The following is a 26,982-nucleotide window of genomic DNA, read 5'->3' as shown; positions in this document are numbered from 1 at the left end:
TCACTCGATGTTCTGTACCTGCTCGCGCATCTGTTCGATCAGCAGCTTGAGCTCCATCGCGACGCCGCCAACGTCCTGTGCGACCGACTTCGAGGCCAGCGTGTTCGCCTCGCGGTTCAGTTCCTGCATCAGGAAGTCGAGCCGTTTGCCGGCGCTGCCGCCCTTGGCGAGGATGCGCTCCACTTCATCGAGATGCGCCGACAGCCGGTTCAGTTCCTCGGCGACATCGATGCGCACCGCGAACAGGCCGACTTCGGTGCGGATGCGCTCGTCGTCCGCGCTGCCTATGGCTTCCTGCAGTTTCTGCACGAGCTTGGCCTGGTATTCGCGCACGACCTCGGGCACGCGCGGCGTCACCTGCGCGACCAGTTCGCGCATGCGGGTGACGCGCTCCATCAGCATGCCGGCCAGTCGCACGCCTTCGCGGCTGCGCGACGCGGTGAGGTCGGCCAGCGCCTGCCGCACCGCACGTGCGCCCGCTTCGGTCAGCGCCTCGGCCGGTATCGTGTCGTCGCCCAGCATGCCGGGCCAGCGCAGCACCTCGGCGACCGACAGCGAGGCGGCCTGCGGCAGTGCCGCGCGCACGCCGGCTTCGAGCGCCACCAGCTGGGCCAGCAGCTGCGGGTTGAGCGCCAGCTCGCGCGCCGATTCGCCGCTCGCCTGCAGACCGGCACGGCAATCGACCTTGCCACGCGACAATGCGCCGGTGATCTGCTCGCGCAGCAAGGGCTCGATCACGCGCAGTTCGTCGGGCAGCCGGAAATGCAGGTCGAGGAAACGCGAATTAACGGTTCTGAGCTCAAGGTTCAGCGTCGCTGCGCCGACACTGACTGCAGCCGTCGCGAAACCCGTCATGCTGTGTATGCTGCCTGCCACGCGTTCTTCCCCTGTTGATCCATCGGTCATCAACGCGTGCAAACGCTGCCGACAGCACCTGTCGGGCAGCTTTACAGCCTGTGGGCAAACGCCCAGAATCGCGCCGAAACAAGGATCATAGCGGCCCGCAGAATGCCCCCACAAGTCAATTGCGCCCTGCCGCCGGGCTTTGAACTGGACCAGTACCGCATCCACAGCCAATTGAGCCTGGGCGGGTTTTCCATCGTCTATCTGGCGCACGACCGCGACAACACGCCGGTCGCGATCAAGGAATACCTGCCGAACGCGCTGGCCCTGCGCGAGGAAGGCCATATCCAGCCGAAGATTCCCGAGGAATTCCTGCCGGCCTTCCGCTATGGCATGAAGTGCTTCTTCGAGGAAGGGCGCACGCTGGCCGGGCTTAATCACCCGAACGTGGTGCGCGTGCTCAACTTCTTCCGCGCCAACGACACCGTGTACATGGTGATGCGCTACGAACGCGGCCGCACGCTGCAGGACTACATCACGCGTCGCCGCGGCGAGATTCGCGAAAGTTTCATCCGCTACGTGTTCACGCGCCTGCTCAACGGCCTGCGCGAAGTGCATTCGCACAAGCTGCTGCACCTGGACATCAAGCCGTCGAACATCTACCTGCGCAACAACGGTTCGCCGGTACTGATCGACTTCGGCGCCGCACGCAACACGCTGATGGTCGACACGCCGATGCTGAAGCCGATGTACACGCCCGGCTTTGCCGCCCCCGAGCACTACCGCAACCGCGACTTGCTCGGCCCTTGGAGCGACATCTACAGCATCGGCGCCAGCATGTACGCCTGCCTGTCGGGCGGACCGCCGCAGGCGGCCGACCAGCGCATGGAGAACGATACGGTCATCCTCGCCTCCGAGCGCTGGATAGGCCAGTACTCGAAGCAGCTGCTCGAAACGATAGACCTGTGCATGCAGCTCAATCACCTGAAGCGGCCGCAGAGCGTTTTCGCCCTGCAGCGGTCGCTGGCCACCTGGGACCGCGAGAACGAAGAGACGGAACTAGCGGCCGCCGCCGCTGCCGCCAGCACAAGCGCTTCCGATCACTGGCTCAACCGCGTGCGCGCACAGTTCAGCCGCTTCAGCACCTGGATGAGCAAATGAGATTCACCATCTTTCAGGACAGCCGCGTCGGCAAGCGCAAGTCCAATCAGGACCGCATGGCCTACTCCTATTCGCGCGACGCTCTGCTGATGGTGGTGGCCGACGGCATGGGTGGCCACTTCCAGGGCGAGGTAGCGGCGCAGATCGCGGTGCAGTATCTGGTCGAGTCCTTCCAGCGCGAAGCCAAGCCGCGGCTGAACGACCCCTTCCTGTTCCTGTCGCGCGGCCTGACCAACGCGCATTGCGCCATCCTCGACTACGCCGACGAGCGCGACCTCGAGGACGGTCCGCGCACCACCTGTGTCGCTTGCGTAATCCAGGATTCGGTCGCCTACTGGGCGCACGCTGGCGACTCTCGGCTCTATGTGCTGCGCGCCGGCCATGTGATGACGCAGACGCGCGACCACTCGCGCGTGCAGCGCATGATCGACCGCGGCCTGCTCGACGAGGACGGTGCGATGACGCACCCGCACCGCAACCGCATCTACAGCTGTCTCGGCGGCCCGATCGCGCCGCAGATCGAATATTCGCGCAAGACGCCGCTGCTGGCCGGCGACACCGTTCTGCTGTGCAGCGATGGTGTGTGGGGCCCGCTGGGCAATGACGTGCTGCTGAGGACCTTCGAGAACCCGGACGTGATGACCGCCGTGCCGCGGCTGATGGATCAGGCTGAGGCGGCGGGTGGAGAGACCGCCGACAATCTGACGACCGTGGCGATCAACTGGCACGACAACTACGCCGACGAGCCGCACGGCTCAGTCACCACTCGCACGCTGCCGCTCGACCGCCACACCACGGTGATCGAAAGTTTCGGCGACCGCGCGTCGATGCGCGAGGAGTGGGACGAATCGGCGATCGAATCCGCCATCGCGGAAATCAATTCCGCGATCAACAAGTACTCGAAGGGACAATGACGTGACACGACCCAGCGGCCGCCGGCCCGACCAGGCGCGCGACCTGCGCATCACCCGTAATTTCACCTGCCACGCCGAAGGGTCGGTGCTGATCGAGATCGGCAATACGCGCGTGCTGTGCACCGCCAGCGTCGAAGAGAGCGTGCCGCCCTTCCTGCGCGGCAAGGGCCAGGGCTGGGTAACCGCCGAATACGGCATGCTGCCGCGCGCCACCCACACACGCAGTGCGCGCGAGGCGGCCAAGGGCAAGCAGACCGGCCGCACCCAGGAAATCCAGCGTCTGATCGGCCGCAGCCTGCGCTCGGTCACCGACCTCGCCGCGCTCGGCGAACGCCAGATCACGCTGGACTGCGACGTGCTGCAGGCCGATGGCGGCACCCGCTGCGCCTCGATCACCGGCGCCTGCGTCGCGCTGCACGACGCGCTGACCGGTCTGGTGAAGAAGGGGCTGCTGCCCGCCAACCCGCTGCGCGAACTGGTCGCCGCGGTGTCGGTCGGAATACACGAAGGCACACCGGTGCTCGACCTCGACTACGATGAGGATTCGAACTGCGACACCGACATGAATGTCGTCATGACCGCCTCGGGCGGCCTGTGCGAAGTGCAGGGCACGGCCGAGGGCGTGCCCTTCACCCGCAGCGAACTGAACGCGCTGATGGATCTGGCCGAGAATGGCATCAACGGCCTGATCGCGGCCCAGCGCCGCGCACTGGAGATCTAACCCCTGATGAAAATCGAACGCCTGGTCCTCGCAAGCAACAACGCCGGCAAGCTGCGCGAACTGTCGGCCATGCTGGCGCCGCTGGGCATCGAGGTGGTCACTCAGGGCTCGCTCGGCGTCAGCGAGGCGGAAGAGCCTCACGCCACTTTCGTCGAGAACGCGCTGGCCAAGGCGCGCCATGCGGCGCGCGAAACCGGTTTGCCGGCGCTGGCCGACGACTCCGGCCTGTGCGTCAGCGCACTCGGCGGCAAGCCGGGCGTGCTGTCGGCGCGCTACGCCGGCGAACCGAAATCCGATCTCGCCAACAATGCCAAGCTGATCGCCGATCTGCACGGCGTGGACGACCGCCGCGCCCATTTCTATTCGGTCATCGTGCTGGTGCGCTCGGCCGACGACCCGCAGCCGCTGATCGCCGACGGCGAGTGGCACGGAGAGATCGTCGCGCAGGCACGCGGCGACGGCGGCTTCGGCTACGACCCGCACTTCTTCGTACCTTCGCTCGAACAGACCGCCGCCGAACTGGCACCGGAACTAAAGAACACGCTGTCGCACCGCGCGGCGGCGATGCGTCATCTGCTCGACCGGCTGCAGAATCCGTCATGAGCCGCGTCATCCCGCTGAAGCCGGCGCGCGCCGCGCAGCCGGGGTCGGCGGGCGCAACATCGCCAGCCTCGTCGGACTCGCCGGCGTTCACCGTTTCGCCGCCGCTGTCGCTGTACATCCACTTCCCGTGGTGCGTTCGCAAGTGCCCGTACTGCGACTTCAACTCGCACACGGTGCGCGACGGCATTCCCGAAGCCGCCTACATCGACGCGCTGATCGCCGACCTGGAATCGTCACTGCCCGACATCTGGGGCCGCCGGGTACAGACCATTTTCTTCGGCGGGGGCACGCCCAGCCTGATGACGCCGGACGCGCTCGACCGCCTGCTCACCGCAGTGCGCGCGCGCGTGAATCTATCGCCGGAAGCGGAAATCACGCTGGAGGCGAATCCGGGCACGGTGGAAGCCGACCGTTTCAAGGGTTTCCGCGACGCGGGCGTGAACCGTCTGTCGATCGGCGTGCAGAGCTTCGACGACCGACAGCTCGCCGCGCTCGGCCGCATCCACGACACGCGCGAGGCGCGGCGCGCCATCGACCTCGCGCTGCGCACCTTCGAACGGGTGAACATCGACCTGATGTACGCGCTGCCGCAGCAGACGCTGACCGAAGCGCTCGCCGATCTCGACACCGCGATCGCCACCGGCGTGACCCACCTGTCCTGCTATCACCTGACGCTGGAACCGAATACGCCGTTCGCGGCGCAGCCGCCCGACCTGCCGGACGACGACGTTTCGGCCGATATGCAAGAGGCGATAGAAGCGCAGCTGGCCAACGCCGGTTTCATGCACTACGAAACCTCGGCCTTCGCCAGGCCGGGCCAGCAGTGCCTGCACAACCTGAATTACTGGCAGTTCGGCGACTACCTGGGCATCGGCGCCGGCGCCCACGGCAAGCTGAGCTTCCACGACCGCGTCCGGCGCGACATGCGGCACAAGCATCCGAACGCCTATCTGGAAGGCGCGGCGCGCGGCGATTTCGTGCAGGAGTCGCGCATGGTCGGCAGCGATGAACTGCCCTTCGAATTCATGATGAATGCGGCGCGGCTGAACGACGGCTTCCACGTCGACCTGTTCGCGCGTCACACCGGCCTTGCGCTGGAGCAGCTGATGCCGCGCCTGCTCGAAGCGCGCGAAGCGGGCCTGCTGGCACTGGACAGCGGCCGGGTCAAACCGACGCTGCGCGGACGGCGCTTCCTGAACGAGCTGCTGCAGCGTTTTCTCGACTGAGGTCGGGTCGATCGCGCTCTGCTCGCAATCGGGTTTCAGCCAGGGCGTGCACCGGTGCTGGTTGAAGGCCCTGTCGCGGACAGAAGACCGCGGGCCGACAATCGGTGAAGCGCGAGCGCGCTCAGCCCCTGCGCCGGAAGATCACGTCCCACACGCCGTGACCCAGCCTGAGGCCGCGCGCTTCGAACTTGGTCAATGGGCGGTAGTCCGGGCGCGGCGCGAAGCCGTCGGCGGTGTTTTCGAGCAAGGGTTCGGCGGACAGCACGTCCAGCATCTGCTGGCCGTAGTCCTCGATGTCGGTGGCGCAGTGCAGATAGCCGCCGGGCGCCAGCTTGGCAGCGAGCTGGGCGACCAGCGGCGACTGGATGAGCCGGCGCTTCAGATGGCGCTTCTTCGGCCACGGGTCGGGAAAATACACGTGCACGCCGGCCAGCGAACCATCGGGAATCATGTCGCGCAGCACCTCGACCGCGTCGTGCTGGATGACACGTACATTGGCGAGCTGCTGTTCTGCGATCAGCTTGAACATGTTGCCGACGCCCGGGCCATGCACCTCGATGCCGATGAAATCGGTGTCCGGCCGTGCGGCCGCAATCTCGGCCGTGGTGAAGCCCATGCCGAAGCCGATCTCCAGCACCACCGGCGCGGTTCGACCAAAAACAGCGGCGTAGTCGATCGCCTGCGGCGCGTACGGAATGCCCCAGCGCGGCATGCCCTCTTCGATATTGCGCACCTGGGCGGGCGACATGCGGCCCTGGCGCAGCACGTAGCTGCGGATGTGGCGTTGCGGGCGCGCGTCGTCAGCGCCCTCCGAGGTGTCCGGCGTGTTGTCGTCGTTCATGCGAAAAATCCTGCTGCGCGACGCGTCAGGCGCCGCGCGAAGTGGGTTCAGCCGGTGATCAGGCCGCTGGTCGGCGAACTGGGCGCGCCGCTGTAAAGCTTGCGCGGCATACGACCGGCGAGGAAGGCTTCGCGGCCGGCTTCAACGCCCTTCTTCATCGCGCTGGCCATCAGCACCGGGTTCTGCGCCTTGGCGATGGCGGTGTTCATCAGCACGCCGTCGCAGCCCAGCTCCATCGCGATGGCGGCATCCGACGCGGTGCCGACGCCGGCATCGACGATGACCGGCACGCGCGCGTTATCGATGATGAGGCGCAGATTCCACGGATTCAGGATGCCCATGCCGGAGCCGATCAGGCTGGCCAGCGGCATCACCGCGACGCAGCCGATCTCTTCAAGCCGTTTGGCCATGATCGGGTCGTCCGAGCAGTAGACCATCACGTCGAAGCCGTCGCGCACCAGTGTTTCGGCCGCGGCCAGCGTCTGCTTCATGTCCGGAAACAGCGTGTCGGCGTCGCCCAGCACTTCCAGCTTGACCAGGTTGTGGCCGTCGAGCAGTTCGCGCGCCAGTCGCAGCGTGCGCACCGCGTCGTCGGCGGTGTAGCAGCCGGCGGTGTTGGGCAGCAGCGTGTAGCGGTCGGGCGGCAGAACCTCAAGCAGGCTGGGTTGCCCTGGCTCCTGGCCGATATTGGTGCGGCGGATGGCGACGGTGATGATTTCGGCGCCGGAGGCCTCGACCGCCTCACGGGTTTCGTCGAAGTCGCGGTACTTGCCGGTACCGACCAGCAGGCGCGACGAGAACTCGCGCGTGCCGATCTTCAGGATGTCCTTGCTCATGGGAATGTTCCGGGTTCAGCCGCCGCCTACGGCAACGACGATTTCGAGGCGGTCGCCGGCGTTCAGCACGGTCTGCGCGTGCGACGCGCGCGGCACGATTTCTCCGTTGCGCTCGACGGCGATGCGCTTGCCGGTCAGCGCCAGTGCGGCGACCAGGTCGGCCACGGTCTGCCCGGGCGTGATCGGGTGCGGCTGGCCATTCAGGTGGATGGATACGGTGGGTGCGCTCACCGCACAAGTGTACCGGTATTGCAGCGCAACGCACGCCGGGCCGGGCGGATGGGCCGGATCAGGTCGGGATTTTGTCCCTTAACAATTAGCACACTACTGATCATAGTCGCCACGCGCTCGATGTCTGTCCATGCACCCGCAAGAAGGTGCGCCCGGGCGCGCAACACAAGCCACCCTGTGCCGTCCGGCTGCGCACTCGCATGCGCAGGCGTTCGCGCGCGACAACGGAGAATCAGAGACGTGAGAACCAGAAAAAGCGCGAGGAGCCCCGCCCCCACCCTGATCGCGCTGGCGATCGGCTGCATCGGCGGCGTAGCCCACGCCCAGAGCAGCCCGACCGCGCTGCCCGCGATCACCGTGATCGAAGCCCTGCCGGACCGGCTCGAAGCCATTCCCGGCTCGGTCCATGCGATCGGTCCGGAACAGCTTGAAGCGCAGCGCCCGCTGTCGATCATGGAAGCGGTGCGCGAAGCGCCGGGCGTACATGTCGTCGCCGAGGACGCCTTCGGCCTGAACCTGAACATCGGCGTGCGCGGCCTCGACCCGCGCCGCAGCAGCCGCACGCTGCTGCTGGAGGACGGCGCCCCGATCCAGCTCGCCCCCTACGCCGACCCGACTACCCACTATCACACGCCGCTGGAGCGCATCCGCCGCATCGAGGTGATCAAGGGTTCGGGCCAGATCGTGCATGGCCCGCAGACGGTGGGCGGCGTGATCAACTTCGTCACGCAGGACGTGCCGCGCAAGTTCCAGGGTTCGGTGCAGGCGTCGGCCGGCAGCCGCGACTTCTACGGCCTGTCGGCCAGCGTCGGTACCGGCGGCGACTGGGGCGGCGTGCTGCTCAGCGCCAGCCAGAGGGAAGGCGACGGCACCCGCCGCGGCAACGAGCACAAGATGACGGACGTGTCGATCAAGGCGCTGCTGAACCTGAATGCGCGCAACACGCTGATGCTGAAGTACGGCTACTTCGAGGAGGACTCGAAGTTCGGCGAAGCCGGCCTCGACCAGGCCCGCTACGAGCGCGACCCGTACGCCAACCCCTTCCGCGACGACCGCTTCGAGCTGGAACGCAACGCCGCACAGGCGGTGCACACCTTCCAGATCAACGAAGAGGCGAAGCTGACCACCAATATGTATTACAGCAAGGTGGATCGCGCCTCCTACCGCCAGCTCGACGCCATCGCCGAAGAGGACGAACTGGAAACGCTGCGTGACGGCGATCCGGTGCCGCTGTCCGGCGCCTGCCCGGCGAATATCGACTACACGGTGCCGAACGGCTTCGAGGATTTCGCCCGTCTGTGCGGCAACAACATGCGTCCGCGCAGCTATGAAACCTTCGGCATCGAGCCTCGGCTGGACCTTAAGCACAACACCTTCGGCATCCAGAACGAACTGGTGATGGGCGTACGCCTGCACTGGGAGGACGTCAGCCGCAAGCGCTACAACGGCGCCTTCTCGACCGCACGCGAGAATTCGATCGGCACCCTGCTGCGCGACGACTTCCGCATCAAGACCGACGCGCTGTCCGGCTACGTGCAGAACACCTTCTACATCGGCAACTGGTCGCTGACGCCGGGTGTGCGCTACGAACAGTACCGGCAGACCTTCAGCGCCTCGACCGAGGACTTCAACCCGGTCAATGCCCGCCTGTCCGACAAGAACGACAAGGTGCTGCCGGGTTTCGGCGTGACCTGGTTCGGCCTGCCCGACACCACGGTGTTCGCCGGCGTGCATCGCGGCTTCGCGCCGCCGCGCCCGGACGCCACGCTGTCGCCGTTCGACGCCGACTACGTGGCGGTGAGTCCGGAGCTGAGCACCAACTACGAGCTGGGCATGCGTTCGGCGCCGCTCAAGGGCGTGCAGCTCGAAGCCACGCTGTTCCGCATCGACTTCAAGAACCAGATCGTGCCCGGCCAGTCACTCGGCCTCGGTCAGACCTTCGCCAACGGCGGCGAAACCCGCAAGGAAGGCCTGGAGCTGGGCGGCCGCATCGACTTCGGCCGCATGAACGGCAGTGCGCACAACGTCTATCTGAAGGGCTCGTACACGCATCTGTGGACGGCGCGCTTCGAGAACGATGTGCTGAACACCGTCTATGACGCCGCGCGCAACGAGATCGGCGAGGTCAACGTCAACGGCAACCGCACGCCGTACGCGCCGCGCCACCTGCTGGCGGCGGCGATCGGCTACGAGCACGCGTCGGGCTTCGACATGCGCCTGGGCGTCGAGCACATCAGCGAGCAATACACCGACGGTCTGAACTCGAAGACGCCGCTACCCGACGGCCAGTCGGGGGAGATCGATGCGCAGACCATCTTCAACGCATCGGCCAACTACCGCCTGAAGCCGCAGGGCATGACACTGTTCCTCAGTGCCGCCAACCTGACCGACCGCACCTACATCGTGAGCCGCGTGAATGGCATCCACGTGAACCGGCCGCGGCAGGTGATCGCCGGCGTGCGCTGGGACTTCTGATCCACGTCCGGCATCTGCCCACGTTTCCCGTCCGCGCGAGCGGACGGGAACTGACGGCGCCGGCCCGACTCTTTCCGACAGTCCCGCAACGGAGTGCCCGATGAACCGTTATTGCATCGCCACCGCACTTTTCCTGCTGTCGCCCGGCGTCTTTGCCGCCGGTGATCTGAGCAAGCAGGAACCGACGACCGTCACCATCCAGATGGGCGTCGACAAGGGCCAGCATCGCTTCACGCCGGACGCGCTGACGCTCGAAACCGGCAGGCTGTACGCGCTGCGCATCGACAACGCCGGCAGCGAACCGTACTACTTCGGCTCGAATGGCCTGGCCGATGCCGTCTACACGCGCAAGGTCGTCGCCAAGGACGCCGCCGGCAAGGTGGTCGCCGAAATCTACGGCCCGATCCGGCGCATCGAGGTGGCGCCGGGCCACAGCGTCGAGTGGTGGTTCCTGCCGATACGCACCGGCAAATTCGACGACGTGATGTCGAAGCGCTCGCAGGCTGAAGCCGGCATGCGAGCGACCATCGAGGTGAAGTAGACGCGCATCCGGCGTACAATCCGCAGCGCTCCAGCAAGCGTGGAGCGCTGCGCGGGTGTAGTTCAATGGTAGAACGGCAGCTTCCCAAGCTGCATACGTGGGTTCGATTCCCATCACCCGCTCCAGCCCGGCCCTCGTCCAGGTCTTCGTCTTTTCCTACAGCCTCGCTGCATCGCCGCCGCTAGACTGGCCCCTCCGCAGAACCTCCGTACGCCGCTTCACCCCTGCTGCATCCGGATCCCCAGATCCATCCATCGCCGCCGGCCGACGCTGTTCGCCGGCACGCACGCCACACAATCCGGGAGAACCCGCCATGCGATTGCGACGCCTGCCGCACTGCCTTTCCATCTTCCTGCCGGCGCTGCTCAGCGCCGCCCCCGCCAGCGCCGACGAGGTGCAGTTCGCCAACGGTGACCGACTCAGCGGGCGCATCGTCAGCAAGGCGGGCAACGAACTGGTCATCGCCACCGAATACGCCGGCGAGGTACGTGTACGCTGGGACCAGGTCACCAGCGTGCGCACCGACGAGGCGCTCACCGTGATGACCCGCGACGGCGACCTGCTCAACAAGGCGCAGCTGTCACCAAGTGCGCCGGACAAGGTCGAGGTATCGAGTACGACCGGCAATGCACCGGTGGCGCGCGACGACATCGCCTACATCAACCCGACGCCGGAACAATCGGGTAATGGCGTGAGCTACAGCGGCCGGGTGAACCTGTCGGCCGCCTTCGTGCGCGGCAACTCGGAGAACGACCGGGTGTACGGCGATGCCGGCCTCAATGCGCGCGCCAAGGGCTACGCCTGGGGGCTGGGCATGAAGGTGGACCGGCGCAAGGACCGCGGCGTGCGAACCGCGCAGCAGTGGCTGTTCGACGGCAACTACGACCACTTCGTCGATGACGACAACTTCATCTATGCGCGGCTGTCGCTGGAACAGGACAAGTTCAAGGACATCCAGCTGCGGACCACGACCGGTGCGGGTTACGGCTGGCAGCTGTACAACGACGACAATACGCGGCTGTCGCTGCGTGCCGGTCTCGACCACGTCAATCTGGACCGCGTCGCCGGCATGGACGAGGACTATCCGGCTGCCGGCTGGGGCGTGCGCGCCTCGCACTGGGTGTTCGACCGTCGGGCCGAACTGTTCCACGACCAGGACGGCTTCTGGAGTCTGTCCGACGACGACTTCCTGACCATCCGGACCAAGACCGGCGTGCGCCTGCCGATCGCCGGCGGCATCACCGCCTCGGCGCAGCTGAACGCCGACTGGGAGCGCACGCCCGCGCCCGGCCGCAAGGCGACCGACTCGACGCTGCTGCTGGGCCTGGGCTACGTCTGGTGATCAGGGCTGGCGGATACCGCGGTAGCCGCCGCCGAAATACAGCAGCGGATCGCCAGCGCTGCGCTCGAAGCGCTCCACCCGGCCGACGAAGATGAGGTGATCGCCGCCGGCGTACTGGATGTCGTTGCGACACTCGAAGCGCGCCAGGCAGCCTTCGATCAGCGGCGCGCCACCCAAGCCATCCGTCGTCTGCACGCCGGCGAAGCGCTGCTCGCGACTGCTGGCGAACTGACGCGACAACGCCTGCTGGCTTTCGCCCAGCACGTGCACCGCGTAATGCGAGCAGGCGCGGAAAGCCGCCTCGCTGGGCGAGCCAAGAGACAGGCTCCACAGCACCAGCGGCGGCTCCAGCGACACGGAATTGAAGGAATTGACGGTCAGCCCGACCGCCTCGCCATTCGGCGCGCGGGTCGTGACCACGGTGATCCCGGTCGCGAACAGGCCCAGCGCGTCGCGGAAGCTGCGGCTATCGTGCGCAGGATTGCTCATCGCCCCGCTCCATGTGGACGAACGGAGACGGGCACCGGACGGCGCGGGACGTGGACGGCGGGAAGCTTCATCGGGCGGGCTGCATGCAAGTGAGCACGGATTATCGCCGCTTTTGCATCACGGCCTACAATCCGCGCCCATGAATACTCCCTCAGAGGTAGCCGTCGGCGACGACTTCGCCGCCACGCTGGTGCGCTGGCAGCGCCTGCACGGCCGGCACGACCTGCCCTGGCAGACCGGCGACGCGTACGGCGTCTGGGTGTCGGAAATCATGCTGCAGCAGACTCAGGTGCAGACGGTGATCGGCTACTACGGGCGCTTCATCGAGCGCTTTCCGACGCTGGCCGCACTGGCCGCCGCCGACGAAGCGACGGTGATGGAGAACTGGAGCGGCCTTGGCTACTACGCCCGCGCGCGCAACCTGCACCGCGCCGCGCGCGAGGTAATGACGCGCTTCGGCGGCCGCTTTCCCACCACAGTCGAGGACATCGAAAGCCTGCCCGGCATCGGCCGCTCGACCGCATCGGCCATCGCCACCTTCTGCTTCGGCGCGCATGCACCGATACTCGACGGCAACGTGAAGCGGGTGTTCGCCCGCGTCTTCGGCATCGACGGCTTCCCGGGAACGCGCGCAGTCGAGCAGCGCATGTGGGCACTGGCGCACGCGCTGATGCCGACGCGCGACGGCGGGGTCTATACGCAGGCGCTGATGGATCTGGGCGCCACCGTGTGCACGCGCAACCGGCCGCGCTGCGACGCCTGTCCGGTCGCGGCGCGCTGCGAAGCACGCCTGCAGGGCCGGCAGCGCGAACTGCCGGCGCCGCGCCCGGCGAAGCTGCGTCCGCAGCGCCTGCGCCACGCACTGCTGGTGACGACGGCCGACGCGGTGCTGCTCGAACGTCGGCCCGGCCACGGCATCTGGGGTGGCCTACTCAGCCTGCCCGAACTGGCGGCGCAGACGTTGCCCGACGCGCTGCACGAAGCGGCGCACTGGCTGGCAGCGCACGGCATCTCCGGCCGCGCGGCGCAGGCGATGGCGCCGGTGATCCACGGCTTCACCCACTTCGAACTCCATCTGGTGCCCCTGCGCGTCGCGGTCGACGCGCGCGGCGCCCTCGCAGCGGAGTCGTCACTGCACTGGCAGCCACGCACCGACGTCACCTCCGCGGCTTTGCCGGCGCCGGTGCGCCGCCTGCTGGAAGCGCTTGATGACTGAGGCCCTGCGGTGCCGGGACGGCTGCGGCGCCTGCTGCATCGCGCCGTCGATCTCCAGCCCGATTCCGGGCATGCCCGATGGCAAGCCAGCGGGCGTGCGCTGCGTGCAGCTGACCGAAGACCTGCGCTGTGCCATCTTCGGTTCGCCCGAGCGCCCGGCCTGCTGCGGCGGGCTGCAGGCGTCGGCGGAGATGTGCGGCAGCGACCGCGTCCACGCGCTGCACTGGCTGCACAAGCTGGAAGAAGCCACCCGCAGCTGACGCCAAATCGCGGGAATGCGGGCCATTGCGCGCGCTAATCGGTGACTGCGCAGGCGCCGGCTGGGCTACTGTAAGGGCATCGACTTTCCGCACGGCGGCCTCGCTATGCACCTGTTCCGCGCCCTCGCCATACAGCTCGTATCCTGGATCGTTGCCGTGTTCGCGCTGCGCTACACGGTGACGCCGCCAGCCGGTATCGGCGCCATCGTCGTCATGCAGGCGGGCATCGCCGCCGCCTTCGCGCTGACTCTCAAGGCGCCGCGCTGGTGGGTGGTGATCCATCTGCTGTTCTCACCGCTGGTGGTCGGCGCCCGCATGCTGGACATCGCGCCGGCCTGGTATCTGTTTGCCTTCCTGCTGCTGTCGGCGGTGTTCTGGTCCACTTTCCGCAGCCGCGTGCCGCTGTTCCTGACCAACCAGGCGACGGCCCGTGCGCTGCTGCAGGCGCTGCCGCAGGAGCGCGCCATCCATCTGGTCGACCTCGGCTGCGGAACCGGCGAACTGCTGCGCCGGCTCGCCATGTCGCGGCCGGACTGCCGCTTCACCGGTGTCGAGAACGCGCCACTGCCCTGGCTGATCGCCCGCTGGCGCAACCGCCATCTGCCCAATGTGACGATACGGCGCGACGATCTGTGGTCGGTGCCGCTCGGGCAGTTCGACATCGTCTATGCCTTCCTGTCGCCGGTGCCGATGCCGAGGCTGGGTCGCAAGGCGGCACTGGAAATGAAGGCGGATGGGCAACTGATTGCCAACAGCTTCGAAATTCCTGGCATGGCGGCGGACCGCGTCATCGACGGCGACCCGGCCGCCCGTGCGCTATATGTGTACACATTTGCCGGACGACGCGGCAAGAATGGCCGCCCGGTCGCGGAAATAGAACCGGTTTCGGCTGCAGTTCCCGCCGATGGCGCACGCCTGATCGCGGAATAATCGTTGCTCGAACCCCGGTAGGTGGAGAACACGAAATGGCTGAAATCATCTGCGTGATCGGCAACAAGGGCGGCACCGGCAAGACCACGCTTTCACACATGCTGTGTCAGGGTCTGGGGCTGCTGAACCAGCGCTCGGTCTGCGTGCTGACCGACATCGGTCGCGAGCCGCTTGACCCCGAAGGCCGCCGCTATCTCACTGCCGACGCGCGTTCGCGCGATGCGCTGGCCAAGGTGGTGGACAAGATACGCGGCCTGAACAAGTGGATAGGCGTGATCGACGGCGGCGCCAACCGCAGCGAAATGGACCGCCACCTGTACGGCCTCGCCCACCTGGTGCTGCTGCCCTTCCGCGATTCGCACGAGGACATCCGCACCGTGCAGCAGGATCTGGAAACCTTCCCGCGCGCACTGGCGATTCCGACCCAGTGGCCAACCAATCCGTGGGCGCGCGAAGCCGCCGACAAGCTGATCGAGAGCCAGCTCGGTCAGTACCGCACGCGCATCCTGGAACCGGTGTTCGCGATTTCGTCGTCGAAGCAGCTGCTGCAGAAGCGCATCCCGGACAGCCTGCCGTCGCCGCTGGCCAACGCCTGCCGCCGTGTCGCTGCACCGGTGCTGGACATCCTGCGCATCGACCACGAAGAGGTGGATATCGACGCCGAGGACGCGATGGAACATGCCCTGCCGGCCCAGTCACGGAGCAGCGTCGAAGCGACGATGGGCAGCACCACCACGCACTGAGCCGGTCGCTGCGGGACGCGCCTTGCGTGCGACCCGCGTTCAGCCCTCGCGGCGCGTACCGCGCTGCGCCAGCGCGATCAGCACCTGCGCACGGGACGTTACCTTCATCGCCTTGAAGATGCGTGTCACGTGCACCTTGACCGTACCTTCGGCGAGGCCGAGCGACTCGGCGATTTCGCGGTTGGAACGCCCCTCGGCAAGCAGATGCAGCACCCGCGTCTGCGCCTGCGTCAGACCGTAGTCGTCGGCCGGACTCGGGCGTATCGTCGCCGACGTGCGTCCGGCCCGGGCAGTGGGCGGGCGACGCTCGGGCGGGGTATAGAGGCCGCCGTCGAGTACCAGGCGCACCGCCTGTACCAGCTGGTCGCCGGAATCGCCCTTCGACACGAAGCCCGAGGCGCCCTGACGCATCGCGCGCGACACCGTCGCCTTGTCGCTCAGCGCGGACACCACCACGACCGGCAGCGACGGATCGCGTTCGCGCAGCGTGGCGAGCAGAGAAAAGCCGTTCATGCCGGGCAGCATCAGGTCGGTCAGCACCAGATCGACCTCGGCACCGCCGTCGATCACGGCCAGCGCCTGCGCCGCATCGGACGCCTCGATCACGCACCACTCCGCACCCAGCCGCGCCAGCGTCTGGGCCATGCCCTCGCGTACCAGCGCATGATCTTCGACGATGAGCAGACAGCCCAAACAGAACCTCCCGATGACGTGTCGATGTGCTCCGCCTCGGCACGGTGTGAGCCGGAGGCGGGCCGCCTGAGTGTAATTGCGCACCCTCGCGGTGCAGTTCATCCAAGCGGACTACGACTAAAGTAATAATACAGGTCCCGAGTTGCGCCACTTTCCGCCATTATTGACGTCTCCGATGCGCGAGGCACTTTCAGGCGCTGACGACGTGATGGCCCCGGACTCCCATGAAGATACTGATCGTTGACGATCACCCACTGATACGCGAAGCGCTGCGCCACGTGCTCCCGGGCCTTGCGGCCGACATCCGCCTGTACGACGCGCCCGATTGCGAAGGCGGTCTGCGGCTGGCCGACGAGCACCCCGATCTCGACCTCGCCCTGCTCGATCTGACGCTGCCGGGCTGCCGTGGCATGAGCGCGCTGCAGACCTTCCGCGGCGCACATCCGGCGCTGCCCATCGTCGTGCTGTCGGGTTTCGACGACTCGGACACGGTTCTGGCGGCGCTCGACGAGGGGGCGATGGGCTTCATTCCGAAATCGAGCACCAACGAAGTGCTGCTCGGCGCGCTGCGTCTGGTGCTGTCCGGCGGTGTCTACGTGCCGCGGCAGGCCATCGTCGGCGAACTGGGCCTCGGTGCGCCGCGCCAGGAGGAAACACCGCGACGGCCGCAGACCGCGTCCGACATCGGCCTGACCGAGCGTCAGGCGGAAGTGCTGACGCTGATGGTGCAGGGCAAGCCGAACAAGGAAATCTGCCGCGAGCTGAATCTGGCCGAAGGCACGGTCAAGGTGCACATCACCGCCATCCTGAAGGCACTCGGCGCCAGCAACCGCACGCAGGCGGTGCTGGCAGCCAGCCGCATCGGACTGAAGCTCGGAACGCCGGGCTCGACGCCATGAGCCAGATGACGCCTCCGGTCGTGCTGCCCGAAGACACGACCATCGAGTCGCTGACGCGCGAGCGCGGCGACGCGGCCGCGCGGCTGGAGCCGGGCGAACAGGCCCAGCTCGACCGCCAGGTCGTGGCGACGCAGATCCAGATGCTGTACGCGAACCTGGGCACGGCCTTCGGTGGTCAGATCCTCGGCACGCTGCTGGTCGCCTGGACGGTATATGACACCTTCCCGCTCTGGACGGTCGCACTGTGGTTCGTGCTGTCGATGGCCAACCAGGTGTCGCGCCTGGTGCTGCTGCGCCAGTACAGGCGTGCCACACCGGACGCCGCCAGCGCGCCGCGCTGGGGCACCTACTGGCTGATCGGCGCAGCCATTTCCGGCGTGCTGTGGAGTTCGACGCTGTGGCTGTTCTTCAGCCCGGAAGCGCCGGAACAGCAGATCGTGCTGATGTCGCTGCTGGTGTCGGTGTGCGGCGTTGCGGCCGCCCTGACCTCGATGCACCTGCCCAGCTACTACACCTTCCTCGGTGCAACGTTGCTGCCGGTGATCGCGCGCTACATCTGGGAGGGCAGCCGGCACGACCTGCTGGTGGCCTTCATCGTGTCGGTGCTGATGATCGCGCTGTGGCGGGTCGGCAAGAACTTCAACGCGCTGATCGAGCGCGCGCTGCGCAGCCGATATGCCAACGAGGTGCTCAGCCGCCGGTTGGAGTCGCAGAACATCGAACTGTCGGAAGCGCGTGACCGCGCCGATCAGGCCAGCCGCGCCAAGAGCCAGTTCTTCGCCGCCGCCAGCCACGATCTGCGCCAGCCGCTGCACGCGATGGGCCTGTTCGCCGCCGCGCTGTCGGCCAAGGCGCATGAGCCGGAGGTAGCGAATCTGGTCACCAGCATCAGCAGTTCGGTCGAGGCGCTGGAGGGCCTGTTCAACGAACTGCTCGACATTTCGAAGATCGACGCCGGCAAGGTGAAGCCGGAGATCACCGATGTATCGGTCAGCGCTCTGTTCGACCGGCTGCGCATGGATTTCGAACCCGAAGCGTTCGATCGCGGCCTGGCCTTCCGCATCCGCTCGCGCGCCGCATGGGTGCGCAGCGATCCGGTGCTGCTCGAACGCATCCTGCGCAACCTCATTTCGAACGCGATGCGCTACACGCCGGCGGGCGGCGTGCTGGTCAGCACGCGCGTGCGCCGCAACGGGTTGCGTTTCGAGGTATGGGACACCGGCATGGGCATCGCAGCGGACGACCAGAGCCGCATCTTCGAGGAGTTCGTACAGCTGGCCAATGCCGAACGCGATCGGCGCAAGGGCCTGGGGCTCGGCCTGTCCATCGTGCAGAGGCTGTCGGCGCTGCTGTCGCACCCGGTCAGCCTGGCGTCGCGCCCCGGTCGAGGCACCGTGTTCCGCATCGACGTACCGATGGGTCGCGCGCCGGTGGTACGCGCCACCGCAGTTCGCACCGAACGCAGCCAGGCCGATCTCGGCGGCCGTTGCATCCTGGTCATCGACGACGAAGCGAGCATCGTGAACGGCATGGCCGCGCTGCTCGGCAGCTGGGGCGCGCAGACGCTGATCGCCAGCAAGCACGAGGAAGCGATGAACAGCGTGACCGAACGCGGCGCGCCGCCCGACCTCATCATCGCCGACTACCAGTTGCGCGACGGCGAAGTCGGGCCGGACGTGGTGGCGGCGGTGCGCCGGCACTTCGGCGTCGACATTCCGGCCATCCTGGTCACCGGCAGCGCCACGCCGGAGCGCCTGGAAGAGGCGAAGGATCTCGGCCACCACCTGCTGCTCAAGCCGGTGATGCCGGCCAAGCTGCGCACGCTGATACAGTTCAAGCTGAAGGAGCAAGTCGCTTCGGCTTAAGCCGAACGGACGATTGCCGCTGCCGGCGCCGCTGCACAAGAATGAAGGCGTTGTGCACGTTGTGTCTCCCTTCACGCGGCCCGCTGTGGCCGCGTTTTCTTTTGTGTCCCCCCGCGACGCACGGCGCGCTATGCTTGGCGCACACAGACCGACACAGGTGATGCCATGGCCAGCGACTCCTCACAGTACGACCCGATGGAATTCCTGCGTTCCGTATGGGGGCAGATGCCCTTCCCGGTACCCGGTTTCGTCACGCCGACGCTCGACGTCGGCGAGCTGGACAAGCGCATCACCGACCTGAAGGCGGTCGAAGGCTGGCTGCGCATGAACCTGAGCATGCTGCAGACCAGCATCCAGGGTCTGGAGGTACAGCGGGCGACGCTGGCCACCATGCAGGCGATGGCGGCCAGCGCCACCGGCGCAGCGGCCACCGGCGCGGCGCATGCGCAGGACCCGGCACAGAACCCGATGCAGGCATTCGGCAATGCCGCCATGTGGCCGTGGACGCTGATGCAGAACGCCGGTGCCGCACATCCGTCGTCGACCGCACCGGGCGACGACACGCCGCCGCCCTCCGGCGGAGGCTGAGGTACTGCGGATGGCCCGATTCGCCGCCAGTTCGGCCTTCCACGAAGACTGGCCGGTCGCGATGGACCTGGCACTGTCGGCGCTCGACATGCCTGAAGACGCCAACCTCGGCTTCGTCTACTTCGCCGATCACTACGGCGGCGACCTGCAGGAAATGTTCGAGCGCCTGACCCGGCTCACCGGCATCGAGAACTGGGTCGGCACCAGTTCGGTCGGCGTCATCGGCCGCGGCATCGCGGCGCAGGATCAGCCCGGCCTGTCGCTGCTGGTGGGCAGCCTGCCGGAGGGCAGCTTCCGCGTGTTCTCAGGCCGCGAGCGCCTGCCCAACGCGCTCGGTACCGATGCCGCCCCCGAGCAGCCCTACTTCGCCGTGGTGCACGCCGATCCGGCAACGCCGGACATGGCCGATCTGGTCGCCGACATGGCCACCAAGGTGTCGAGCGGCTTCGTCACCGGCGGACTCGCGCTGGCGCGCGGACAAGCGCCGATGATTGCCAACGGGGCACTGCGCGGCGGCATCAGCGGCGTCGCCTTCAACGAGCAGGTTTCCATCATGACGCGCCTGACGCAGGGTTGCTGTGCGGTAGGCGAAACCCATGTCGTCACGGCCTGCGACCAGAACGTCATCACCGAAATCAACGGCCGCCCCGCGCTGGACGCCTTCCTGGACGCGGCCGGCACCTCGCTCGGCCAGGACCTGCGGCGGGCGGCGCGCTACATCCTGCCCGGACTTGGCGTGACCGGTCGCGACGACGCCGAATTCCGCGTGCGCAACGTGATCGGCCTCGACCCTGGCAACGGCCTGATCGCCATCAACGACACGGTCGAGGTCGGACAGAGGCTGCGCTTCTACCGGCGCGACGCGGACTGTGCCCGCGCCGACATGCAGCGCATGCTGAACGACCTGCGCGCGACACTGGAGCAGCCGCCGCTCGCGGCGCTTTACATATCCTGCGCCGCGCGTGGAGCGCACATGTTCGGCGACGACAACACCGAACCCGAAATGCTGGAGGAGGCCTTTCCCGGCCTGCCGGTGGCAGGCTTCTTCGCGGGTGGCGAAATTTCGCACGACCAGTTGTACGGCTATACCGGCGTGCTGACGCTCTTCCTCTGATCCCATGTCCCGCCAACGGCCCGCGCTCCACACCTTGCCGGAAGTCGCTGGCGGCGGCCTGCTCGATCGCCGGCTGTTCCTGCGTCGCGGGCTGGCTCTGGCAACGGCCGCGGCTGCCATCGATACGCAGGCCGCTGACGAGCTGCCGTGGTTGCACACGCCGGGCGCGCCCTTCACTCCCTACGGTCAGCCATCGCCGCACGAGCGCCTGACGGCGCGACGCATCGGCGCCAACCGTGCAGTGGCCGGCAACGGCGTGTCCTTCACGCCACTGGAAGACCTCGAAGGCATCATCACGCCGAACGGCCTGCACTTCGAGCGGCACCATAACGGCGTGCCGCAGATCGACCCGGCGCGTCACAGACTTGTCGTGCACGGTCTCGTGCGCCAGCCACTGAGCTTCGACGTGAGATCGCTGCTGCGCTACCCGATGCGTTCGCGGATGCTGTTCATCGAGTGCGGCGGCAACAGCAACGCGGGCTGGCATGGCGAGCCGATACAGCGATCAGCCGGTTCCGTGCATGGACTGCTGTCCTGCGCCGAATGGACCGGCGTGCCGCTGTCCCTCCTGCTCGACGAAGCGGGTGTAGACGTCGGCGCGTCGTGGGTGATCGCCGAAGGTGCCGACGCGGGAGCGATGAACATGAGCATCCCGCTGGCCAAGATGCGCGACGACTGCCTGATCGGGCTCTACCAGAACGGGGAACGGCTGCGCCCGGAGAACGGCTACCCGATGCGTCTCATCGTGCCGGGCTGGGAAGGCGTGCTGCACGTCAAATGGCTGCAGCGGCTCGAAGTGACGGACCAGCCGGTGATGTCGCGCAACGAAACGTCGAAGTACACCGAGTTGCAGCCATCGGGTAAAGCGCGTCAGTTCACGTTCACGATGGACTGCAAGTCGCTGATCACGTCACCCTCGCACGGCCAGACGCTGCCGCGCCCCGACGTCTATCAGCTGAGCGGTCTGGCGTGGAGCGGGCACGGGCGCATCCGGCGGGTCGAGGTTTCGGCCGATGGCGGCAAGAGCTGGGCCGACGCTGCACTCGAATCGCCGGCGCTGCCCCGCTGCCTGACCCGTTTCCGCATACCGTGGCGATGGGACGGCAAGCCCGCCGTACTGAAAAGCCGCGCCACCGACGAGCGCGGCAATCTGCAGCCGGAACGCGCGGCATTGGTCGCCGAGCGCGGGCGCGCCGGCTATTTCCACTACAACGCAATCGTTGCCTGGGCAGTCGAGGACGATGGGCTGGTCACGCACACCTACTGAGCACGCTGCAGCACTGCTTTCAGGGCTGCTGCTGAGCGCCTGCGCCGCGACGCCGAACGCGGTCGAGGCGCCACGGCTCGGACAGCCGGTCGACGGCGCCACCCTCGCCCGGCAGCAACTGAACGCATTTCCAGACGGTCGCGGCCTTCCGCCCGGTCGCGGCACGGCAAGCGAGGGCGCCGCGCTGTTTGCCCACCACTGCGCCGCCTGCCACGGCAAGGACGCCCGTGGCGGCAGCGCCGAGGAACTGGCGGGTGCGACGCGCCCGCTGAACACACCGGCGGCCGACAAGACGGTAGGCAGCTACTGGCCGTACGCGACGACGCTGTTCGACTTCATCCGTCGCGCCAAACCGATGACCGCCCCCGGCACGCTGAACGCGGACGAGGTGTATGCGCTCAGCGCCTGGCTGCTGCACATCAACGGCGTGATCGCTGCTGACGACGTCATGGACGCACGCACTCTGCCGGCAGTGCGGATGCCGAACCGCGACGGCTTCATCCGTATCGAGGCGGACTGAAGCGCGCGCGGCGCCCTTGCCGCGCCGATCAGCGCACGCGGGCGCGCATCGCCATGCCGCCCAGCAGCAGCGCCGCCAGCGCAAGACTGGTTCGTGATTCCGACGGATTTTCGAACAGGTGCGCCAGCGGATAGGCGGAGCGCGCATTTTCCGGGCACGCCTCAGCGGCCAGCGGATCCTGGCTGCTCGCACGGCAATCGGGTGCTGCCGACCAGACAGTCAGCGGTTGTGTCAGCGCGCAGGCGACGACGAAAAGGAGTGGTCGAATGTTGCAACGCATGATGCCCTCCCTGCTTCAATAACGAAGTCAGTGATGCACTATGCAATATCCAGACCAAGACGAGATTTAAAACAAGTCATTGTTTTAATTCAAATCCGACGCACGCCCCATCATCAGCGCTGCGTCAGGTCGGGGCATAAAGACGACAAAGCACTATTGCAGTGCAATATGTCAGTGCTCGAAGCCTGAGATCAACTCGACCAGTGAGTCACCGTAGCGCTCGACCTTGCGTGCGCCGAAGCCCGGTATGTCGGTCAGGTCATCGAGATCCGCCGGGCGTTTGCGTGCCAGTTCGATCAGCGTGCTGTCGTGCAGGATGACGTAGGCCGGAACTGACTGGGTTTTCGCTTCGTCCAGCCGCCACGCCTTCAGCGCTGCCAGCAGATTGGCGTCGACGCCGTCCATCGACACCGGTGTGACGCTGCGTGTGCGCCGCACCGCCGATTCACGCGTTTTTTCGGCGATGCGACGCATCATCACCGGCTGTTCGCCGCGCAGCACCGGGCGGGCAGCTTCGGTCAGCACCAGTGCGCCATAGGATTCGTGATCGACGCGGGCCAGCCCGAGCGCGACCAGCTGACGGAAAACACCGCGCCACAGATTGTCGTCCTCGGCCTTGCCGATGCCATGCACGCTCAACTTGTCATGACCCCACTGGCGGATGCGCTCTGTGTCCTTGCCACGCAGCACGTCGATCAGGTGGGTGACGCCGAAGCGATTGCCTGTGCGGTAGATCGCGGACAGCGCCTTCTGTGTGGCGACCGTCGCGTCCCAGGTTTCCGGCGGCGTCAGGCAGTTGTCGCAGTTGCCGCATGGCTGCCCCTGCTCGCCGAAATACGCGAGCAGGTGCACGCGCCGGCACTGAGCGGTTTCGCACAGGCCGAGCAGCGCGTCGAGCTTGCTGCTGGAGATGCGGCGGAAGGCTTCGCTGCCCTCGGACTGGTCGATGAAACGACGCTGCTGCACGACGTCGGCCAGACCGTAGGCCATCCACGCGTCGGCGGCGCCGCCGTCGCGTCCGGCACGTCCGGTCTCCTGGTAATAGCCTTCGATCGAACGCGGCAGATCGAGGTGGGCGACGAAGCGCACGTCCGGCTTGTCTATGCCCATGCCGAAGGCGATGGTGGCAACGACCACGATGCCCTCCTCGCGCTGGAAGCGGGCCTGATGCGCAGCACGCGTCGCTGCGTCCATGCCGGCATGATAAGGGAGCGCCTTGATGCCCTGCGCGAGCAGCCATTCGGCCGTCTCGTCCACTTTCTTGCGCGACAGGCAATAGACGATGCCGGCGTCGTCCGGATGCTCGTTACGGATGAAGCGCAGCAACTGCTTGCGCGCGTCGTCCTTGTCCACGATGGTGTAACGGATGTTCGGCCGGTCGAAGCTGGACACGAACACACGCGCGTCGTGCAGCGCGAGCCGGTCGATGATTTCGGTGCGCGTCGCCGGATCGGCGGTGGCGGTGAGCGCGATGCGCGGCACGTCCGGGAAGCGCTCGTGCAGCACGGAAAGCTGCAGGTACTCCGGACGGAAGTCGTGTCCCCACTGCGCGACGCAGTGCGCCTCATCGATGGCAAACAACGCCGGCCGGATATGACTCAGCAGATCGAGGCAACGTGGGGTGTTGAGGCGCTCAGGGGCGACGTAGAGCAGATCGAGCGTGCCGTCGAGCAGGCTGCGCTCGACTTCACGCACCTGATCGAGATCGAGCGTGGAATTGAGGAACGCGGCGCGTACACCGAGCTGGGTCATCGCGGCGACCTGATCCTGCATCAGCGCGATCAGTGGCGACACGACGACTGCCGTACCCGGGCGCAGCAGCGCCGGCACCTGGTAGCACAGCGACTTGCCGCCGCCTGTCGGCATCAGCACCAGAGCGTCGCCGCCGGCCGCGACGTGCTCGACGATTTCGCCCTGCGCACCGCGGAACCCGGGATGGCCGAAGACGTCCTTCAGCACTTTCAGTGCATCGTCACGCACGCGGTCGCCCCTGGCCCTTCATGCAAATGGCGTGATGTTATCGCTGTCCGCTGCGATTGCGCGAGAACAGTGCCGGCTGTTGCGGACGTCGCGCCTCGTTGCCACGCGGCATCACGTTGCCATTGACCTCGCGCGGCGGCTTGGCCGCCGGCTGGATACGATTGCCGCGATTGTCGTCGTCATCGTCGTGGATACGCGCAGGCGTACGGTTGCCGTTGGCGACGTTGCCATTGGCACTGCCGCTCCGGCCTTGCGGGCGGGCAGGGGTGCCATTGCCGCGCGCGATGGGCTTGTTCTGCGATGTACGCGCCGGGCGATCGCCGGCTGGCCGCGGTTGCTGGCCCTGGCGTGGCTGCTGTCCATTGCTGGAAGCAGGTTTGCTGCGCGTTGCACCGTCCGGCCGAGCACCGCGCCCTTGCGGACGCGGACCGCGATCCGGCTCCTCGCTGGCGCCAGCGACCGGCACGAAACCATCGGCCGTCACGCGCGGAATCGACTGCCGGGTCACCTTCTCGATAGCCGTCAGCAACTTCACTTCCTCGCGATCGACCAGCGACACCGCGGCGCCGCTGGCGCCTGCACGGCCGGTCCGGCCGATGCGGTGAACATAGTCCTCGGGCACGTTCGGCAGCTCGAAATTGACGACATGCGGAAGCTGGTCGATGTCCAGACCGCGCGCCGCGATGTCGGTGGCGACCAGCACGCGCAGCGTATTCGTCTTGAAGTCGGCCAGCGCTTTGGTGCGGGCGTTCTGGCTCTTGTTGCCGTGGATGGCAGCGGCGGTAATGCCCTGCTTGTCGAGCTGTTCGGCTAGACGGTTGGCGCCATGCTTGGTGCGCGTGAACACCAGCACCTGCGACCACTGGCCCTTGTTGATCAGATGCGCCAGCAGATGACGCTTCTGCTTCTGCTCAACCATGTAGACGCCCTGATCGACGCGCTCGGCGGTCGTATTGCGTGCGGCAACTTCCACCTCGGCTGCGTCGTTCAGCATGCCGTGGGCCAGTTCGCGGATCTCCGGCGAAAAGGTCGCCGAGAACAGCAAGGTCTGGCGCACCTTCGGCAGCGCCGCAATCACCTTGCGGATGTCACGGATGAAACCCATGTCCAGCATGCGGTCCGCTTCGTCGAGCACGAAGATTTCGACGCCGGACAGATCCAGCGTCTTTTCGCCCAGGTGATCGAGCAGACGGCCCGGCGTGGCAACGAGGATGTCCACGCGCTGCTTCAGCGCCTGCAGCTGAGGGTTCATGCCAACGCCGCCGAACATGACCATGGAACGCAGCTTGGCGTGCGCACCGTAGGTGCGGACCGACTCCTCGACCTGAGCCGCGAGCTCGCGCGTCGGGGTGAGGACCAGCACGCGTGGCCGTCCCGGCGGGATGCTGGCCGGGCGGTTGATCAACGTATGAAGAATGGGGAGGGTGAAACCGGCGGTCTTGCCGGTGCCGGTCTGTGCGGCAGCGAGCAGGTCGCGCCCGGCCATGACAAGCGGAATGGCTTTCTGCTGGATCGGTGTGGGCTGCGTATAGCCTTCTTCAGAAATGGCGCGCAGCAGGGGCTCGGCCAGGCCAAGCCCGGCGAAATCGACTTCAGTGTTCAAACAGTTCTCCAGCGACGGCCCGTCGCTCAAGCTGAGTGACACCAATACAGGCAGACAGGGTGTGGATTCCGGAAGGGAGGCTGATGCCTCCTCTTGTCAGGGAGACAAGGGAACGCGCCTATTGGCACGGCGCAGGCGCAGTGTAGCGGTGTTTCGGCCGAAAGTCTTGCGCTCAGTGTGTCAGCAGGTGTTCGATGGCGCGCGCCGCGAGCGCGAAACCGAAAGCGGCCGTGACGCAGACGCTCGAGCCGTAGCCCGCGCAGCTCAGGCCTTGCGGTGCGGTCGTCGCATCGCAGGCCTCGGCCGCCGGTTTGCGCATGGGCTCGGCGGAGTACACGACCTCGATACCGAAATGCTCCTTGCGCGACAGCTGCAAGCGCCCGCCCTTTCTCAATAGGGAACGCACTCGGGCGAGCAGCGCGTCGCCCTGGCTTCCACCGAGATCCGAATGGCGGATGCGTGTCGGGTCGGTACGTCCGCCCGCCGCACCCGCCATGAACAGCGCCAGTCCATCGAGATGACAACGCTCGGCCATCGCAACTTTGGCAGACGTCTGATCCGTGCAGTCGAGCACCGCGTCCGGTCGTGACGAAAGCAGCTCGGCGGCATTTTCCGGCGTTAGGAAATCCTCTATCCGCTTCACCGAGCACTCGGGGTTGATCGAGACGATGCGTTCGGCGAGCGCATCGACTTTCGCCATGCCTATCGTTGCCTGACTGGCCTGGAGCTGTCGATTGATGTTCGATACGGCGACGTTATCGAGGTCGATGATGTTGATGTTGTGGATGCCGTGTCGTGCGAT

At 66.8% G+C, this 26,982-nt stretch carries 28 protein-coding genes and 1 tRNA gene; 19 read left to right on the top strand and 10 right to left on the bottom strand.

The features are described from left to right. Positions 1-855, bottom strand: a complete 855-nt coding sequence (locus IV112_RS19680; RefSeq protein ID WP_304006565.1) for a YicC/YloC family endoribonuclease — start codon at positions 853-855, stop codon at positions 1-3. Positions 856-1,008: 153 nt separating this feature from the next. Here IV112_RS19680 and IV112_RS19675 point away from each other — a divergent pair, with 153 nt between their 5' ends. Genes IV112_RS19675 through hemW form a run of 5 tightly spaced genes read left to right on the top strand, consistent with a single transcriptional unit; the run spans position 1,009 to position 5,468 of the window. Beyond that, on the top strand, positions 1,009-2,004 hold the full coding sequence (locus tag IV112_RS19675; RefSeq protein ID WP_304006562.1) for a serine/threonine protein kinase: 996 nt from the start codon (positions 1,009-1,011) through the stop codon (positions 2,002-2,004). After that, positions 2,001-2,918, top strand: coding sequence for a PP2C family protein-serine/threonine phosphatase (locus IV112_RS19670; protein WP_304006559.1), 918 nt, complete (start codon positions 2,001-2,003; stop codon positions 2,916-2,918). Before IV112_RS19675 ends, IV112_RS19670 begins: the two co-directional genes overlap by 4 nt. A 1-nt stretch (position 2,919) precedes the next feature. Continuing rightward, positions 2,920-3,639, top strand: a complete 720-nt coding sequence (gene rph, locus IV112_RS19665) for a ribonuclease PH (protein ID WP_304006556.1) — start codon at positions 2,920-2,922, stop codon at positions 3,637-3,639. A 6-nt stretch (positions 3,640-3,645) separates the two neighbouring features. Next, a complete protein-coding gene (rdgB, locus tag IV112_RS19660; RefSeq protein ID WP_304006553.1) occupies positions 3,646-4,242 on the top strand; it encodes an RdgB/HAM1 family non-canonical purine NTP pyrophosphatase in 597 nt (198 codons plus the stop codon). Continuing rightward, positions 4,239-5,468, top strand: coding sequence for a radical SAM family heme chaperone HemW (gene hemW, locus IV112_RS19655; RefSeq protein ID WP_304006550.1), 1,230 nt, complete (start codon positions 4,239-4,241; stop codon positions 5,466-5,468). The genes rdgB and hemW overlap by 4 nt, the downstream gene beginning before the upstream one ends. A gap of 121 nt (positions 5,469-5,589) precedes the next feature. Here the strand turns inward: hemW and trmB are convergent, their stop codons facing one another. The 3 genes from trmB to thiS are packed head-to-tail and all read right to left on the bottom strand — an operon-like array spanning position 5,590 to position 7,376. Further along, positions 5,590-6,309, bottom strand: coding sequence for a tRNA (guanosine(46)-N7)-methyltransferase TrmB (gene trmB, locus IV112_RS19650; protein WP_304006547.1), 720 nt, complete (start codon positions 6,307-6,309; stop codon positions 5,590-5,592). A 47-nt stretch (positions 6,310-6,356) separates the two neighbouring features. Beyond that, positions 6,357-7,145 (bottom strand): thiazole synthase, encoded by a 789-nt coding sequence (locus tag IV112_RS19645; protein WP_304006544.1) that lies wholly within the window; start codon positions 7,143-7,145, stop codon positions 6,357-6,359. A 15-nt stretch (positions 7,146-7,160) separates the two neighbouring features. After that, complete coding sequence (gene thiS / locus IV112_RS19640) at positions 7,161-7,376, bottom strand: sulfur carrier protein ThiS (protein WP_304006542.1); 216 nt, start codon at positions 7,374-7,376, stop codon at positions 7,161-7,163. A 240-nt stretch (positions 7,377-7,616) separates the two neighbouring features. On the opposite strand from thiS, the gene IV112_RS19635 reads away from it, so the two are divergent. The 4 genes from IV112_RS19635 to IV112_RS19620 all read left to right on the top strand — a co-directional run bounded on the left by IV112_RS19635 (position 7,617) and on the right by IV112_RS19620 (position 11,734). Further along, positions 7,617-9,851 (top strand): TonB-dependent receptor family protein, encoded by a 2,235-nt coding sequence (locus IV112_RS19635; protein WP_304006539.1) that lies wholly within the window; start codon positions 7,617-7,619, stop codon positions 9,849-9,851. 100 nt (positions 9,852-9,951) lie between these two features. Beyond that, entirely contained in the window at positions 9,952-10,392 is a 441-nt protein-coding gene (locus tag IV112_RS19630) for a hypothetical protein (protein WP_304006536.1), read from the top strand. Positions 10,393-10,443: 51 nt separating this feature from the next. Then, positions 10,444-10,517 (top strand) — tRNA-Gly (locus tag IV112_RS19625). A 188-nt stretch (positions 10,518-10,705) separates the two neighbouring features. After that, entirely contained in the window at positions 10,706-11,734 is a 1,029-nt protein-coding gene (locus IV112_RS19620; protein WP_304006534.1) for a DUF481 domain-containing protein, read from the top strand. Here the strand turns inward: IV112_RS19620 and IV112_RS19615 are convergent, their stop codons facing one another. Beyond that, positions 11,735-12,223 carry a flavin reductase family protein gene (locus IV112_RS19615; RefSeq protein WP_304006531.1) on the bottom strand — a complete coding sequence of 163 codons (489 nt, stop codon included), beginning with the start codon at positions 12,221-12,223 and terminating at the stop codon, positions 11,735-11,737. Positions 12,224-12,362: 139 nt separating this feature from the next. On the opposite strand from IV112_RS19615, the gene mutY reads away from it, so the two are divergent. From mutY to IV112_RS19595, 4 genes are all read left to right on the top strand, one after another. Further along, positions 12,363-13,439 carry an A/G-specific adenine glycosylase gene (mutY, locus tag IV112_RS19610; protein ID WP_304006528.1) on the top strand — a complete coding sequence of 359 codons (1,077 nt, stop codon included), beginning with the start codon at positions 12,363-12,365 and terminating at the stop codon, positions 13,437-13,439. Next, positions 13,432-13,698, top strand: coding sequence for a YkgJ family cysteine cluster protein (locus IV112_RS19605; RefSeq protein ID WP_304006526.1), 267 nt, complete (start codon positions 13,432-13,434; stop codon positions 13,696-13,698). The genes mutY and IV112_RS19605 overlap by 8 nt, the downstream gene beginning before the upstream one ends. Before the next feature lie 105 nt (positions 13,699-13,803). Beyond that, the gene (locus tag IV112_RS19600; protein ID WP_304006523.1) at positions 13,804-14,628 is read left to right on the top strand and encodes a class I SAM-dependent methyltransferase; all 825 of its coding nucleotides are present in this window, start codon (positions 13,804-13,806) and stop codon (positions 14,626-14,628) included. A 35-nt stretch (positions 14,629-14,663) separates the two neighbouring features. Further along, a complete protein-coding gene (locus IV112_RS19595) occupies positions 14,664-15,371 on the top strand; it encodes a hypothetical protein (protein ID WP_019916462.1) in 708 nt (235 codons plus the stop codon). A gap of 39 nt (positions 15,372-15,410) precedes the next feature. Here the strand turns inward: IV112_RS19595 and IV112_RS19590 are convergent, their stop codons facing one another. Beyond that, complete coding sequence (locus IV112_RS19590; RefSeq protein ID WP_304006515.1) at positions 15,411-16,064, bottom strand: response regulator transcription factor; 654 nt, start codon at positions 16,062-16,064, stop codon at positions 15,411-15,413. A gap of 224 nt (positions 16,065-16,288) precedes the next feature. Between IV112_RS19590 and IV112_RS19585 the strand changes: the two genes are divergently transcribed. From IV112_RS19585 to IV112_RS19560, 6 genes are all read left to right on the top strand, one after another. Then, complete coding sequence (locus IV112_RS19585; protein WP_020166107.1) at positions 16,289-16,963, top strand: response regulator; 675 nt, start codon at positions 16,289-16,291, stop codon at positions 16,961-16,963. Beyond that, positions 16,960-18,828 carry an ATP-binding response regulator gene (locus IV112_RS19580; protein ID WP_304006510.1) on the top strand — a complete coding sequence of 623 codons (1,869 nt, stop codon included), beginning with the start codon at positions 16,960-16,962 and terminating at the stop codon, positions 18,826-18,828. The genes IV112_RS19585 and IV112_RS19580 overlap by 4 nt, the downstream gene beginning before the upstream one ends. Before the next feature lie 165 nt (positions 18,829-18,993). Beyond that, entirely contained in the window at positions 18,994-19,416 is a 423-nt protein-coding gene (locus IV112_RS19575; protein ID WP_304006508.1) for a PhaM family polyhydroxyalkanoate granule multifunctional regulatory protein, read from the top strand. Between the two features lie 10 nt (positions 19,417-19,426). Further along, positions 19,427-20,530, top strand: coding sequence for an FIST signal transduction protein (locus tag IV112_RS19570; protein ID WP_304006506.1), 1,104 nt, complete (start codon positions 19,427-19,429; stop codon positions 20,528-20,530). Positions 20,531-20,534: 4 nt separating this feature from the next. Further along, on the top strand, positions 20,535-21,797 hold the full coding sequence (gene soxC, locus IV112_RS19565) for a sulfite dehydrogenase (RefSeq protein ID WP_304006502.1): 1,263 nt from the start codon (positions 20,535-20,537) through the stop codon (positions 21,795-21,797). Further along, entirely contained in the window at positions 21,772-22,317 is a 546-nt protein-coding gene (locus IV112_RS19560; RefSeq protein WP_304006499.1) for a c-type cytochrome, read from the top strand. The genes soxC and IV112_RS19560 overlap by 26 nt, the downstream gene beginning before the upstream one ends. A gap of 28 nt (positions 22,318-22,345) precedes the next feature. Here IV112_RS19560 and IV112_RS19555 read toward each other — a convergent pair whose 3' ends face one another. The 4 genes from IV112_RS19555 to IV112_RS19540 form a co-directional block, all read right to left on the bottom strand. Further along, a complete protein-coding gene (locus tag IV112_RS19555; RefSeq protein ID WP_304006497.1) occupies positions 22,346-22,597 on the bottom strand; it encodes a hypothetical protein in 252 nt (83 codons plus the stop codon). A 171-nt stretch (positions 22,598-22,768) separates the two neighbouring features. Then, positions 22,769-24,577 (bottom strand): DNA helicase RecQ, encoded by a 1,809-nt coding sequence (recQ, locus tag IV112_RS19550; protein ID WP_304006495.1) that lies wholly within the window; start codon positions 24,575-24,577, stop codon positions 22,769-22,771. 37 nt (positions 24,578-24,614) lie between these two features. Beyond that, the gene (locus tag IV112_RS19545; RefSeq protein ID WP_304006493.1) at positions 24,615-26,180 is read right to left on the bottom strand and encodes a DEAD/DEAH box helicase; all 1,566 of its coding nucleotides are present in this window, start codon (positions 26,178-26,180) and stop codon (positions 24,615-24,617) included. 172 nt (positions 26,181-26,352) lie between these two features. Next, positions 26,353-26,982 (bottom strand): tRNA threonylcarbamoyladenosine dehydratase (locus IV112_RS19540; RefSeq protein ID WP_304006491.1); only part of this gene is annotated, 630 nt, incomplete at its 5' end.

The organism is Methyloversatilis discipulorum (assembly GCF_018780585.1).
In the GTDB taxonomy this organism is placed as follows: Bacteria; Pseudomonadota; Gammaproteobacteria; order Burkholderiales; family Rhodocyclaceae; genus Methyloversatilis; species Methyloversatilis discipulorum_B.
The sequence above is the reverse complement of the archived record's forward strand: the minus strand, read 5'-3'. Positions and strand labels throughout refer to the sequence as shown.

Bases quoted from the DNA above. Each gene is read 5' to 3' on its own strand.
- IV112_RS19645 (WP_304006544.1), bottom strand. From the start codon at position 7,145: ATGAGCAAGGACATCCTGAAGATCGGCACGCGCGAGTTCTCGTCGCGC.
- IV112_RS19595 (WP_019916462.1), top strand. From the start codon at position 14,664: ATGGCTGAAATCATCTGCGTGATCGGCAACAAGGGCGGCACCGGCAAG.
- IV112_RS19570 (WP_304006506.1), top strand. From the start codon at position 19,427: ATGGCCCGATTCGCCGCCAGTTCGGCCTTCCACGAAGACTGGCCGGTC.
- IV112_RS19560 (WP_304006499.1), top strand. From the start codon at position 21,772: ATGGGCTGGTCACGCACACCTACTGAGCACGCTGCAGCACTGCTTTCA.
- IV112_RS19615 (WP_304006531.1), bottom strand. From the start codon at position 12,223: ATGAGCAATCCTGCGCACGATAGCCGCAGCTTCCGCGACGCGCTGGGC.
- soxC (WP_304006502.1), top strand. From the start codon at position 20,535: ATGTCCCGCCAACGGCCCGCGCTCCACACCTTGCCGGAAGTCGCTGGC.
- IV112_RS19600 (WP_304006523.1), top strand. From the start codon at position 13,804: ATGCACCTGTTCCGCGCCCTCGCCATACAGCTCGTATCCTGGATCGTT.
- IV112_RS19620 (WP_304006534.1), top strand. From the start codon at position 10,706: ATGCGATTGCGACGCCTGCCGCACTGCCTTTCCATCTTCCTGCCGGCG.
- hemW (WP_304006550.1), top strand. From the start codon at position 4,239: ATGAGCCGCGTCATCCCGCTGAAGCCGGCGCGCGCCGCGCAGCCGGGG.
- IV112_RS19630 (WP_304006536.1), top strand. From the start codon at position 9,952: ATGAACCGTTATTGCATCGCCACCGCACTTTTCCTGCTGTCGCCCGGC.
- trmB (WP_304006547.1), bottom strand. From the start codon at position 6,309: ATGAACGACGACAACACGCCGGACACCTCGGAGGGCGCTGACGACGCG.
- IV112_RS19580 (WP_304006510.1), top strand. From the start codon at position 16,960: ATGAGCCAGATGACGCCTCCGGTCGTGCTGCCCGAAGACACGACCATC.
- IV112_RS19575 (WP_304006508.1), top strand. From the start codon at position 18,994: ATGGCCAGCGACTCCTCACAGTACGACCCGATGGAATTCCTGCGTTCC.
- IV112_RS19680 (WP_304006565.1), bottom strand. From the start codon at position 855: ATGACGGGTTTCGCGACGGCTGCAGTCAGTGTCGGCGCAGCGACGCTG.
- IV112_RS19605 (WP_304006526.1), top strand. From the start codon at position 13,432: ATGACTGAGGCCCTGCGGTGCCGGGACGGCTGCGGCGCCTGCTGCATC.
- IV112_RS19670 (WP_304006559.1), top strand. From the start codon at position 2,001: ATGAGATTCACCATCTTTCAGGACAGCCGCGTCGGCAAGCGCAAGTCC.
- IV112_RS19585 (WP_020166107.1), top strand. From the start codon at position 16,289: ATGAAGATACTGATCGTTGACGATCACCCACTGATACGCGAAGCGCTG.
- mutY (WP_304006528.1), top strand. From the start codon at position 12,363: ATGAATACTCCCTCAGAGGTAGCCGTCGGCGACGACTTCGCCGCCACG.
- rdgB (WP_304006553.1), top strand. From the start codon at position 3,646: ATGAAAATCGAACGCCTGGTCCTCGCAAGCAACAACGCCGGCAAGCTG.
- IV112_RS19675 (WP_304006562.1), top strand. From the start codon at position 1,009: ATGCCCCCACAAGTCAATTGCGCCCTGCCGCCGGGCTTTGAACTGGAC.
- IV112_RS19555 (WP_304006497.1), bottom strand. From the start codon at position 22,597: ATGCGTTGCAACATTCGACCACTCCTTTTCGTCGTCGCCTGCGCGCTG.